Below are 10,270 nucleotides of genomic sequence, written 5' to 3' on the forward strand. Positions count from 1 at the left end.
CATACTGGTCGCCGGATGCTCTGGGCGCGGCCAGCACCAGCGCACCAGCCCCGACCGCCACGGCTTCCCCCGCCGCACCAGCCCACGAATCAAGACCGTGCACGGCTACGCCACCGGCGACCTCGTGACCGCTTCCGTACCCAAGGGCAAATACACCGGCACCCACGCCGGCCGCGTCATGATCCGCACCACCGGCAGGTTCGATATCCGCACACCTCACGGCCGCGCCGCAGGAATCCAACACACCAACATCCGCCTCCTCCAGCGAGGCGACGGCTACACCTACACCCACCAACCAGAACCCACCCGCGCGTAAATGCACGTCAGAGCAATCCAAAGACGCGATCCTCTCATGCGCAAACGCATGGGGGTCCTCGCAAGATTACGCTGCCGAGCATGACCACCACCACCTATGACACGCTCGGCGCGACGTACGCCCGCACCCGACAGCCGGATCCGCGGATCGCCGCGCAGATCCACGCGGCGCTCGGGAACGTCACCGACGTGATCAACGTCGGGGCGGGCACCGGCTCCTATGAACCGCCGCAGACGGCACTCGCGGTCGAGCCCAGCCAGGTCATGATCGCCCAGCGTCCTCCGGGATCCGCGCCCGCCGTGCAGGGCGTCGCGGAACGGCTGCCGCTGCGTGACGACGCAGCCGATGCCGTGATGGCCCTGCTGACCGTCCACCACTGGACCGACCTGGCAGCCGGGATCGACGAACTGCGCAGGGTCGCCCGCGGCCGCATCGTCATCCTGACGTGGGACCAGCAGGTCTTCCGCGAGCGGTTCTGGCTCGTCCGGGACTACCTCCCGGAGGCGGCCGCGTTCGACGACACCCGTGCCACCCCGACCGACCAACTGATCGACCTGCTCGGCGGGGCGCGCCAGGAACCGGTGCGGGTCCCCCACGACTGCGTGGACGGATTCGGTGCCGCATACTGGCGCCGCCCCGAGGCCTATCTCGACCCGCAGGTGCGCGCGGGGATCTCCCTGCTCGCCCAGACCGGTGAGGACACCATCGCACCCGGTCTGGCCCGGCTTGCGGACGATCTGGCGACCGGTCGCTGGCACACCCGCCACGCCGAACTGCTCGCGCTCGACACCTTCGACGTCGGATACCGGCTGCTGGTGGCCGACCTCTGACGCATACGCGGAGCCCGGTGCTCAGGCGCCGGTGCCCGTGCGGGCGCCGTACCTGAGCAACGTGGGAGCCGAAAATCACCGTGAGCCGCTGAACCCGACGGCTTGGTGTCGTGGTCCGTCGATGGTCACCCTGGAGCGGTCAGTTGCCGACCAGGTCGGCGTAAATGAGGTTGTGATCAGAGAAGTTCCCGTTAACGCCGACACTGGAGGAGCTGAAGGCACCGCCATTGCGCAGGAAGATATAGTCGAACTTCTTCCCTCCGGGCCTTCTGGAGTCCTCTGTCATCTTGCAGGGGCGAAGGTATTGGGTCGGGCTGCAGGCAGGGTCGGCGTCATGGAATTTCGACCACATGGGAGACATTTCACTGGCGTTCGGCTCGGCGTTGAAGTCGCCGAGCACAATGACTTGCGGATAGGCCCGGACGGCTTTGATGAGTTCCCCGACCTGGACTTTACGCACACTGGCCTGCCCGGACTGGGCAAGGTGGGTCGCGAAGACTCGCACCTTCTTGCCTGCGACAGTCGTATCGACGGCCACGTATCCGCGGGGCTCACTGCCGCCCTGTGAGTAATGGCGGTTCACCTTGTTGGTGAGCGGCGCGGCAGACAGAATCGCGCTCCCGTACGCGGAACCGAACTCGTGGCAGCCCCAACGGGTGTTCAGCTGGCTTCCGTGCGCGGCGTAGTACCGGTAGCCCTTTGCTCTCAGCTTACCGATGAGGCGTTGCGTCTCACCGACGCAGATCTCCTCAAGCCCGATGACTTGGGGCCTGTACTTGACGATCTGGTCCACGATCTGGTCAACGTGGTACAGCGGGTTGGAACCGCGGCACGGATTGCACACGTTGAAGTTTGCGACCCGGTTCGGGAAGACAGTCTTCCACTCGGGGGAAGAAATTCCCGTAGCGGAACCATCCACCTGCGTCTGCGGTGGAGCGATCACCTGTGCGGATGCAGTCGCCATATTCGCCCCGGACTCCACAGCCGACACCGAGGACAGCAGCAGGGCCAGTACGGCGGCGATGGCCGTGCACATTACCCTCGCCCGGGGCTCGGCGGCCTCAGCGGCCTGGACGCGTGAGGAGGGTGCGTACGCCGCCCCCGGTGAGGGTCACCTCTTCGGGTGCGCCCGCGTCGATGGCCAGCGAGAGCTCATCGGAGGGCCAGCCCTGGGCCAGGGCGCCCAGCGGCACCCGGTGGTAGCGGTGGATCTGCGGCAGGGCCTGGTGCATACGGTCCGGAGTGGTGAAGACCGGCACCAGCTGGGCGCCATCGTCCTGTTCGAGCACGGGGAGGGTCACGGCCTGCGGGTCCGTATCCTCCACGCCCTCGGGAGCGGGAAGCAGCACCTCGCTGCTGGCGAGGGTGTCCAGGGCCGTATCGTCCGCCCGGTTGGCCGCGAGTTCGCCGAGGGCGTGCTGGGTGGCGTGGACGGTGGTGTCGTCGGGGAGGTCACTCATGGTTCTCTCCAGCGATCGGAGTGGCATATGGGCAGATCAGCGGCCGATCCGAGCGAGCCGAACCGGTTTTCCGCCGGTCGTAAGCCCGCCGGGTACCCGACTCCGTGGCGTTGAGACATCCCGTGCGGACATTCCACGCCCACCGCGACAGGAGGATCAAACGCACATGAATGAGATCGAACTCCTATGGGGAGATTTCCGGCTCCCGATCCGGGATGCGCTCCATCTCGCGGACGGAAATTCGTACGACGTGGCCCTCTCACCGGGCACACCGAGCGGCTTCAGGCTGCTTGGGGCCTTCGATCTGCATCAGATGCTCACAAGCGAACCGGATTGGACCTCCGAGGTCGATGGGCTCAAATCCGTGGAGCTGGCTCATGGAGGTTTCCTCTGGGGAGGTGATGGTTCCTACGGCTCGGAAGGATTCGTAGCGCGTTTGACTCCCGACCGTTCACTTATGTGGGCGATCTTCCTCACCGAATCGAACCCGTTCCAAGAGATCCAGCTACACGGCAAGATCGCGTCCTTCATGTCTACCTCAGCCGTCGAAATAACCGTCGATATCGACGACCCGCGGCGTCCGGTCAGCGAGGCAGGGTGAACTGGTTGGGACCCGGGAGTGCCGGGGAGATTCAGCCGCCCGCGCGGTACCGTGCCCTCACCGAACGCGCCGATATCGTCGAACTCTCCCTCGTGTCCCGGGACGGGGCGCGGGAGCCGCTGGCGGAAGAATTCCTGCGCATCGCTTCAGCGCCGCACCGCTCACAGCAACGGACGCCATGAGGCCCTGCGCTCCCGCGCCCCGCTCCGCTCATCGCCCGAGGTCGCGGAAGAACGCGCGGATATCCGCGACCAGCAGCTCCGGCTGTTCCATGGCCGGGAAATGCCCGCCCCGCTCGTACTCCGTCCACCGCACGATGTTGTTCGTCCGCTCCGCGATATGCCGCAGCGGGATGAAGTTCTCGCGGGGGAAGACGGCGAGGGCGGTCGGGGCGGTGGAGGGTTCGGGGGCCGCGCCCCAGGAGGAGTGGGCGCGTTCGTAGTAGATGCGGCCGGCGGAGCCGGCGGTGCCGGTCAGCCAGTAGAGCATGACGTTGGTGAGGAGTTGGTCGCGGTCGACCGCGTCTTCGGGGCGGTCGCGGGAGTCGGTCCACTCCTTGAACTTCTCGGCGATCCAGGCGAGTTGGCCGACCGGTGAGTCGGTGAGCCCGTAGGCCAGGGTCTGGGGGCGGGTGGACTGGATGTCGGCGTAGCCCTGGCGGTCGCGGGCCCACTGCTGGTTCAGCTCCCAGGAGGCGAGGGTGCGGGCGCGTTCGGCCGGGGGCAGGGTGGCCAGGTGGGCGGGGTCGGGTTCCTCGGTGACGGAGGAGCCGGGAATGTGGTTGAGGTGGACGCCGATGATCCGGTCGGGGTGGATACGGCCGAGCTCGCGGGAGATGGCGGAGCCCCAGTCGCCGCCCTGGGCGCCGTATCGCCGATAGCCGAGGCGCTCCATGAGCTCGGCGAACGCGGCGCCGACCCGGTGGTACTCCCAGCCGGTCTCCCGCGTCGGCCCCGAGAGGCCGAACCCCGGGATGCTCGGCAGGACGAGGTGGAACGCGTCGGAGGGGTCGCCGCCGTGGGCGCGTGGGTCGGTGAGCGGGCCGGCGACCTGGGCGAACTCGACGATGGAACCCGGCCAGCCGTGCGTCATGATCAGTGGGGTGGCGTCCGGCTCGGGCGAGCGGATATGCGCGAAGTGAATGTTCGCCCCGTCGATCGTCGTGGTGAACTGCGGCCACTGGTTCAGTCGCGCCTCGGCGGCACGCCAGTCGTATGTGTGGCGCCAGTGCCGTACGAGCTCCCGCAGATAGTCGCCCGGAATGCCGTACGCCCAGCCCACGCCCGGCAGTTCATCGGGCCACCGGGTGCGGTCGAGCCGTGCGTGCAGATCGTCCAGCTCGGCTTGCGGGATGTCGATACGGAAGGGGCGAATGTTCTCGGCCAGGCTCGTCATGCGACGCATGGTAGATCCGCCGGGTTTGCGCAGCGAACGAGTTAAAGCGGCCACCTTCGGGACTTCAATTCGCTGTCTCCGGCCAAGGCGAAGATGAGGGATCAGCTTGTCCGTTGGCCGGCGTGGGACGCGTACCAGGGCCGACAGAGGAAATAGCCGCAGAAAATAGCCGCAGCAAAGGCGGCTACACGAAGAGCTTGCCCGGATTCAGCAGCCCCAGCGGGTCGAAGACCTGCTTGATACCGCGCTGCAACTCCACCCCCACCGGGCCGAGTTCCCGCGCCAGCCATTCGCGCTTGAGGACCCCCACCCCGTGCTCGCCCGTGATCGTGCCGCCCAGCTCAAGCCCCAGGGCCATGATCTCGTCGAAGGACTCCCGCGCGCGCCGCGTCTCGTCCGGGTCGGAGGGGTCGAAGCAGACGGTCGGGTGGGTGTTGCCGTCGCCGGCGTGGGCGACGACGCCGATGGTCAGGCCGTACTTCTCGGCGATCGCGGCGACCCCGTCGATCATCACGCCGAGCTGTGAGCGCGGAACGCAGACGTCGTCGATCATCGTGACGCCCTTGACCGCCTCCAGGGCCGGGAGGGTCTGCCGGCGGGCCTGGAGCAGCAGGTCGGACTCGGCGGCGGTCTCGGCGGGGACCACCTCGGTGGCGCCCGCGGCGGTGCACAGCTCGCCGACGGCGGCGAGGTCGGCGGCGGGGTCCGGGGTGTCGAAACCGGCCAGGAGAAGGGCCTCGGTGGAGTCCGGCAGACCCATGTTCGTCATCGTGTTGACCGCGTGGACGCTGGTGCGGTCCATGAGCTCGAGGAGCGAGGGGGTGTGCCCGCTCTCCATGATCTTGCAGATGGCGTCGCTGGCGGCCGCGGTGGACGGGAACTCGGCGGCGAGGACCAGTTGCTGGGGCGGGGCGGGCTTGAGGGCGAGCACGGCGCGGACGACGATGCCGAGGCTGCCTTCGGAGCCGACGAACAGCCGGGTCATGTCATAGCCCGCGACGCCCTTGGCGGTGCGGCGGCCGGTCTTCAGCAGCCGGCCGTCGGCGAGGACGACGTCCAGGCCCAGTACGTATTCGGCGGTGACGCCGTACTTCACACAGCACAGGCCGCCGGAGGCGGTGCCGATGTTGCCGCCGATGGTGCACTCCTCCCAGCTGGAGGGGTCCGGCGGGTAGTAGAGGCCATGCTCCGTGACGGCGCGCGACAGAACGGCGTTGACCACGCCCGGCTCGACGACCGCGATCCGGTCGACCGGGTTGATCTCCAGGATCCGGTCCATCTTGATCAGGGAGAGGACGATGCAGCCGTCGGAGGCGTTGGCGGCCCCCGACAGGCCCGTACGCGCCCCCTGCGGCACGACCGGGACGCGCAAGGCGGTCGCGGTGCGCATCACGTGCTGTACCTGCTCGACGCTGCGCGGGAGGACGACGACGGCCGGGGTGCCCGCCTCGCAGAAGCTCGCCATGTCGTTGGCGTACGAGCCCATGACGTCGGGGTCGGTCACGACGGCCTCGGAGGGAAGGCCCTCCCGCAGCATCTCCATCAGATCAGCCATGGCTCCAGACTCGCATCCGACCGTCCGGGAGGGAAGATCGCCGCGGCGGTGGGGGCGCGGAAGCGGGTGGCTGGGTCAACGCCGGAGCTACGGCTGTTCCTGAGCCGTAAGGGCCGGCAGTTCCCGCGTGCCGCCCTCGGCGGCCTGCGCCTCGTCCTCGGCCGCGTCGGGCGCGGGGACGGAGAGCACTCCCAGCGCGCCCGAGGCGGCGGCCTTTTTGCCCCCGAGAGCGAACTTATTCCTGGTCAGCCGCCCTTTGGCGTACATATCTTGCACATCTTGCGCCATTCGAACCTCGACAACTCCCCATACACCACGCGGCGTTGTAATGGATAGCAACGCGCCGAGTGTAGACGGTCCGAAGTTCGTAACAGCTTTAGTTCGTACTTTCGCGCAAGGGGGCGGGGACAAAGGGGGCAGGAACAAAGGTCAGGGTTGCAAGGTCAGAGGTTGCCGCGCCTGGCCTGCTCGCGCTCGATCGCCTCGAACAGCGCCTTGAAGTTGCCCTTCCCGAAGCCCATCGAGCCGTGCCGCTCGATCAGCTCGAAGAAGACGGTCGGGCGGTCCTGCACCGGCTTGGTGAAGATCTGCAGCAGATAGCCGTCCTCGTCGCGGTCGGCGAGGATCTTCAGCTCCCGCAGCGTCTCCAGGGGCACCCGGGTCTCGCCGACCCACTCGCCGAGCGTGTCGTAGTACGACTCGGGGGTGTCCAGGAACTGGACACCGGCCGCGCGCATGGCCCGTACGGTCGCGACGATGTCGTTCGTGGCGAGCGCGATGTGCTGGACGCCGGGGCCGCCGTAGAACTCCAGATACTCGTCGATCTGGGACTTCTTCTTGCCGACGGCGGGCTCGTTGAGCGGGAACTTCACCTTGCGGGTGCCGTCCGCGACGACCTTCGACATCAGCGCGGAGTACTCGGTGGCGATGTCGTCGCCCACGAACTCCTTCATGTTGGTGAAGCCCATGACGTCGTTGTAGAAGGTCACCCACTCGTTCATCCGGCCCAGCTCGACATTGCCCACGCAGTGGTCGACGGCCTGGAAGTTACGGCGGGCAGGCGGCTCGACCAGCGGGGCGGCGGGGGCGAAGCCGGGGAGGTAGGGGCCGGTGTAGCCGGAGCGCTCGACGAGGGTGTGGCGGGTGTCGCCGTACGTGGCGATGGAGGCGAGCACCACCGTGCCGTACTCGTCCTTGACCTCGTGCGGCTCCTCGATACCGGAGGCGCCGTGAGCGATGGCGTACGCGTACGCGGCGCGCGCGTCCGGCACCTCGATGGCCAGGTCGATGACGCCGTCGCCATGGGCCGCGACATGCTCGGCGAGGAAGGTGCCCCATCCGGTGGTGGGCTTGATGACGGAGGTGAACACGAAGCGGGCGCCGCCGGAGACGAGGACATAGCTCGCGGTCTCCCGGCTGCCGTTCTCGGGCCCGGCGTAGGCGACCAGCCGCATGCCGAACGCGGTGGAGTAGTAGTGCGCGGCCTGCTTGGCATTGCCGACGGCGAAGACGACCGCGTCCATCCCCTTCACCGGGAAGGGGTCCGCCCGACGCGCGCCTTCTCCCGTCACGGCCAGGGTGTGATCCAAGGTCTCAGTCATGTCTTCACCGTGACTCCATGGCTCAGGATGCGCAACAGTTCGATGATTCGATGGACAATCGGTATAGCTATCTCTGCGATCTGCCGGGCACTCTGTACACAGTGACCACCCTCACACTCTCACCCTCAGCAGGAGGACCGCCGTGGCAATCGACCGGCTCGACGCCCGACTGATCACACTGCTCGCCGAGGAACCCCGGATCGGCGTACTGGAGGCGTCCCGCCGGCTCGGCGTCGCGCGCGGCACGGCACAGGCTCGGCTGGACCGGCTGCAGGCCCAGGGCGTGATCCGGGGCTTCGGGCCCGAGGTGGACCCGGCGGCCATCGGCTATCCGGTCACCGCGTTCGCGACGCTGGAGATCAAGCAGGGCCAGGGCCCGGACGTACGGAGCCACCTGGCGGGCGTCCCGGAAGTGCTCGAACTGCACACCACCACCGGCCACGGCGACATGCTCTGCCGCCTGGTCGCCCGCTCCAACGCGGATCTGCAGCGGGTGATCGACCGGGTGGTGGGGTTCGAGGGGATCGTGCGGGCGTCGACGACGATCGTGATGGAGAACGCGGTGCCGCTGAGGATCATCCCGCTGGTCAAGCAGGCGGCGGAGGACTGACCAGAGCCCGGCTACCTTCCAAAGATCCCATTGCAAAGATCTGGATGCAAAGAACCCCTTGCAAAGGAGTCTTTGCATGCTTACGCTGCCGCCATGGCCGAGAACGAGAAGCCGACGCCCGACGATGTGCCGACGCCCGACGACGTACGGGTGCTCGACGCCCGCTCCCTGCGCGGACTCGCACACCCTCTACGGATGCGCCTGCTCGCCGCGCTGCGCGCCTACGGACCGGCCACCGCTTCCCAACTCGCCGACCGGCTGGGCGAGTCCAGCGGCGCCACCAGCTACCACCTGCGGCAGCTGGCCGCCCACGGCTTCGTGAAGGACGATCCGGAGCGCGGCAAGGGGCGCGAGCGGTGGTGGAAGAGCGCGCAGCGCGGCACACGCGTGAACTCCGAGGATCTGCTGCGTGATGCCGACCCGTCCGTGCGCGGTGCGATGAACACCCTGCTCTACGAGCACGCCACCAGCCACGGCCAGGAGATGTCCACCTGGCTCGGCACCTGGCACGACTGGCCCGAGGAGTGGCGCCGCGCCTGGGACATCAGCGACTTCGCCATCCGCCTCACCCCTGAACTCGCCGCCGAGCTGCGCGACAAGTTGCATGAGGTGATCGAGAGCTATCGCGAGAACGAAGTGGGCCAGGACGTCGAGAACTCGGCCCGCTTCCGGGTCCATCTGCACGCCTTCCCGCGCGACGACGACTGACCGGCCCTGGGGGGAACGACCATGTACGGCGACGACATCCATCTGCGGCTGCACCGCATCCGGGCCGAGCGGCTGCATCTCGAGGCCCTGCGCGCCCGCGCACGGCACCGGCCTCGCCCGCCGCGCCAGCCCCGGCGCCCGCGTCGGCTGCGCAGTCGGCTGGGCTGGACGCTGGTCGAGGTGGGCCTGCGCCTCGCGACACCGCGCCCCCGGCCGGGACAACAGCCGGGCCTGGCGGCCCGGCTGTGACTTCTCGCCCGCCGGGCAGCCGCTCGCGGCAGCCCGTCAGCAGTGCGGCACCTGGCCGCCCGACTTCAGCGCCACCAGCGAGTTCACGGCGCCCTTGAGCGTGGTGACGGGGATCAGCCGCAGCCCCTTGGGGAGTTCGGCCTTGGCGTCCGAACACTCCGCCTTCGGAACCAGGAACACCGTCGCCCCGTCCCGCCTGGCCGCCTGCGTCTTGAGCGGCACCCCGCCCACCGCCCCGACCTTGCCGCCCGCCGTGATCGTGCCGGTCCCCGCGATCGTACGGCCGCCGGTCAGATCGCCACCGCGCCCGTCCCCGTCGAGCTTGTTCACGATCCCGAGCGAGAAGAGCAGCCCGGCGCTCGGCCCGCCCACGTCCGCGAGGCGCAGCCGCACCTTGACGTCTTTGGAGGAGAGATGGAGATACCCGAGCGCGGCTCTGGTGGCGTCGTCCTGCGACTCCTCCATCTCCTTGGCGTTGTGCGCCTCGATCTCCTTGGTCGAGTTCCCGACGGGGTACACGGAGTCGCGCGGCATCACGGCGCGACGGGTGTCGAACCAGCCGCTGATGACGTCCTTCAGCCGAACCGTGGCGTCCGGCCCGGTCGCCGCGATCGTCGTCATCCGCAGCTGCCCGGTGGTCTTACGAGCCTTCGCCTCGGAAATCTTGATCACCGGCCCACCGTGGTCCGAACCGAGCACATTCACGGTCGTGCCGGGCTCCGCCACGGAGTAAGGCAGCGGCGCGAAGGCGGCAACCGCGAGGAGAGCGATAACGGGCGCAGAGCAGATCGCGACGATCCGGGCACGCGGGGAGACGGCAGGCATGGTAGTGAATCTAGTTGACTGCCGGGGCGTGAGGTGCGTCGCCCCGGCGACCGCACGCCCCGGCCCCACCGCCCCGGCCACACCGCCGTGGCACCACCGCCGTGGCCGACGGTGGGCGGG

At 68.4% G+C, this 10,270-nt stretch carries 12 protein-coding genes and 1 pseudogene; 6 read left to right on the forward strand and 7 right to left on the reverse strand.

Features of this window, described 5'->3' with window-relative positions:
- Together CCN51_RS38560 and CCN51_RS38565 are read left to right on the forward strand one after the other, a co-directional pair.
- A pseudogene (locus CCN51_RS38560) lies at nt 1-316 on the forward strand (RNA-guided endonuclease IscB); the annotation flags it as partial.
- A gap of 80 nt (nt 317-396) precedes the next feature.
- Nucleotides 397-1,146: a class I SAM-dependent methyltransferase gene (locus tag CCN51_RS38565; RefSeq protein WP_014179230.1), complete on the forward strand. Its 750-nt coding sequence runs from the start codon at nt 397-399 to the stop codon at nt 1,144-1,146.
- A 139-nt stretch (nt 1,147-1,285) separates the two neighbouring features.
- On the opposite strand, the gene CCN51_RS38570 is transcribed toward CCN51_RS38565, so the two are convergent.
- Both CCN51_RS38570 and CCN51_RS38575 read right to left on the reverse strand, forming a co-directional pair.
- Nucleotides 1,286-2,182, reverse strand: a complete 897-nt coding sequence (locus CCN51_RS38570; protein WP_014179229.1) for an endonuclease/exonuclease/phosphatase family protein — start codon at nt 2,180-2,182, stop codon at nt 1,286-1,288.
- Between the two features lie 25 nt (nt 2,183-2,207).
- Entirely contained in the window at nt 2,208-2,606 is a 399-nt protein-coding gene (locus CCN51_RS38575; RefSeq protein ID WP_014179228.1) for an SseB family protein, read from the reverse strand.
- A 166-nt stretch (nt 2,607-2,772) separates the two neighbouring features.
- Between CCN51_RS38575 and CCN51_RS38580 the strand changes: the two genes are divergently transcribed.
- On the forward strand, nt 2,773-3,207 hold the full coding sequence (locus CCN51_RS38580) for a hypothetical protein (RefSeq protein WP_014179227.1): 435 nt from the start codon (nt 2,773-2,775) through the stop codon (nt 3,205-3,207).
- A 210-nt stretch (nt 3,208-3,417) separates the two neighbouring features.
- On the opposite strand, the gene CCN51_RS38585 is transcribed toward CCN51_RS38580, so the two are convergent.
- The 4 genes from CCN51_RS38585 to hppD form a co-directional block, all read right to left on the reverse strand.
- Nucleotides 3,418-4,602: an epoxide hydrolase family protein gene (locus CCN51_RS38585; RefSeq protein WP_014179226.1), complete on the reverse strand. Its 1,185-nt coding sequence runs from the start codon at nt 4,600-4,602 to the stop codon at nt 3,418-3,420.
- A gap of 184 nt (nt 4,603-4,786) precedes the next feature.
- On the reverse strand, nt 4,787-6,157 hold the full coding sequence (locus CCN51_RS38590) for an FAD-binding oxidoreductase (protein ID WP_014179225.1): 1,371 nt from the start codon (nt 6,155-6,157) through the stop codon (nt 4,787-4,789).
- Between the two features lie 87 nt (nt 6,158-6,244).
- Nucleotides 6,245-6,424: a hypothetical protein gene (locus CCN51_RS38595; RefSeq protein ID WP_162097957.1), complete on the reverse strand. Its 180-nt coding sequence runs from the start codon at nt 6,422-6,424 to the stop codon at nt 6,245-6,247.
- Nucleotides 6,425-6,600: 176 nt separating this feature from the next.
- A complete protein-coding gene (gene hppD, locus CCN51_RS38600; protein WP_014179223.1) occupies nt 6,601-7,758 on the reverse strand; it encodes a 4-hydroxyphenylpyruvate dioxygenase in 1,158 nt (385 codons plus the stop codon).
- Between the two features lie 142 nt (nt 7,759-7,900).
- On the opposite strand from hppD, the gene CCN51_RS38605 reads away from it, so the two are divergent.
- The 3 genes from CCN51_RS38605 to CCN51_RS38615 all read left to right on the forward strand — a co-directional run bounded on the left by CCN51_RS38605 (nt 7,901) and on the right by CCN51_RS38615 (nt 9,325).
- Nucleotides 7,901-8,368 (forward strand): Lrp/AsnC family transcriptional regulator, encoded by a 468-nt coding sequence (locus tag CCN51_RS38605; RefSeq protein WP_014179222.1) that lies wholly within the window; start codon nt 7,901-7,903, stop codon nt 8,366-8,368.
- Nucleotides 8,369-8,461: 93 nt separating this feature from the next.
- Nucleotides 8,462-9,076 carry an ArsR/SmtB family transcription factor gene (locus CCN51_RS38610; RefSeq protein WP_043487497.1) on the forward strand — a complete coding sequence of 205 codons (615 nt, stop codon included), beginning with the start codon at nt 8,462-8,464 and terminating at the stop codon, nt 9,074-9,076.
- Between the two features lie 21 nt (nt 9,077-9,097).
- Nucleotides 9,098-9,325: a hypothetical protein gene (locus tag CCN51_RS38615; protein ID WP_014179220.1), complete on the forward strand. Its 228-nt coding sequence runs from the start codon at nt 9,098-9,100 to the stop codon at nt 9,323-9,325.
- Between the two features lie 36 nt (nt 9,326-9,361).
- Here CCN51_RS38615 and CCN51_RS38620 read toward each other — a convergent pair whose 3' ends face one another.
- A complete protein-coding gene (locus CCN51_RS38620; protein ID WP_014179219.1) occupies nt 9,362-10,150 on the reverse strand; it encodes a S16 family serine protease in 789 nt (262 codons plus the stop codon).
- Between the last annotated feature and the right edge of the window lie 120 nt (nt 10,151-10,270).

Source organism: Streptomyces milbemycinicus (assembly GCF_002154605.1).
Lineage (GTDB): Bacteria > Actinomycetota > Actinomycetes > Streptomycetales > Streptomycetaceae > Streptomyces > Streptomyces milbemycinicus.

Excerpts from the sequence above, each read along its gene's own strand:
- CCN51_RS38575 (WP_014179228.1), bottom strand. The coding sequence starts at position 2,606 with ATGAGTGACCTCCCCGACGACACCACCGTCCACGCCACCCAGCACGCC.
- CCN51_RS38570 (WP_014179229.1), bottom strand. The coding sequence starts at position 2,182 with ATGTGCACGGCCATCGCCGCCGTACTGGCCCTGCTGCTGTCCTCGGTG.
- hppD (WP_014179223.1), bottom strand. The coding sequence starts at position 7,758 with ATGACTGAGACCTTGGATCACACCCTGGCCGTGACGGGAGAAGGCGCG.
- CCN51_RS38590 (WP_014179225.1), bottom strand. The coding sequence starts at position 6,157 with ATGGCTGATCTGATGGAGATGCTGCGGGAGGGCCTTCCCTCCGAGGCC.
- CCN51_RS38565 (WP_014179230.1), top strand. The coding sequence starts at position 397 with ATGACCACCACCACCTATGACACGCTCGGCGCGACGTACGCCCGCACC.
- CCN51_RS38585 (WP_014179226.1), bottom strand. The coding sequence starts at position 4,602 with ATGACGAGCCTGGCCGAGAACATTCGCCCCTTCCGTATCGACATCCCG.
- CCN51_RS38610 (WP_043487497.1), top strand. The coding sequence starts at position 8,462 with ATGGCCGAGAACGAGAAGCCGACGCCCGACGATGTGCCGACGCCCGAC.
- CCN51_RS38615 (WP_014179220.1), top strand. The coding sequence starts at position 9,098 with ATGTACGGCGACGACATCCATCTGCGGCTGCACCGCATCCGGGCCGAG.
- CCN51_RS38580 (WP_014179227.1), top strand. The coding sequence starts at position 2,773 with ATGAATGAGATCGAACTCCTATGGGGAGATTTCCGGCTCCCGATCCGG.
- CCN51_RS38620 (WP_014179219.1), bottom strand. The coding sequence starts at position 10,150 with ATGCCTGCCGTCTCCCCGCGTGCCCGGATCGTCGCGATCTGCTCTGCG.
- CCN51_RS38595 (WP_162097957.1), bottom strand. The coding sequence starts at position 6,424 with ATGTACGCCAAAGGGCGGCTGACCAGGAATAAGTTCGCTCTCGGGGGC.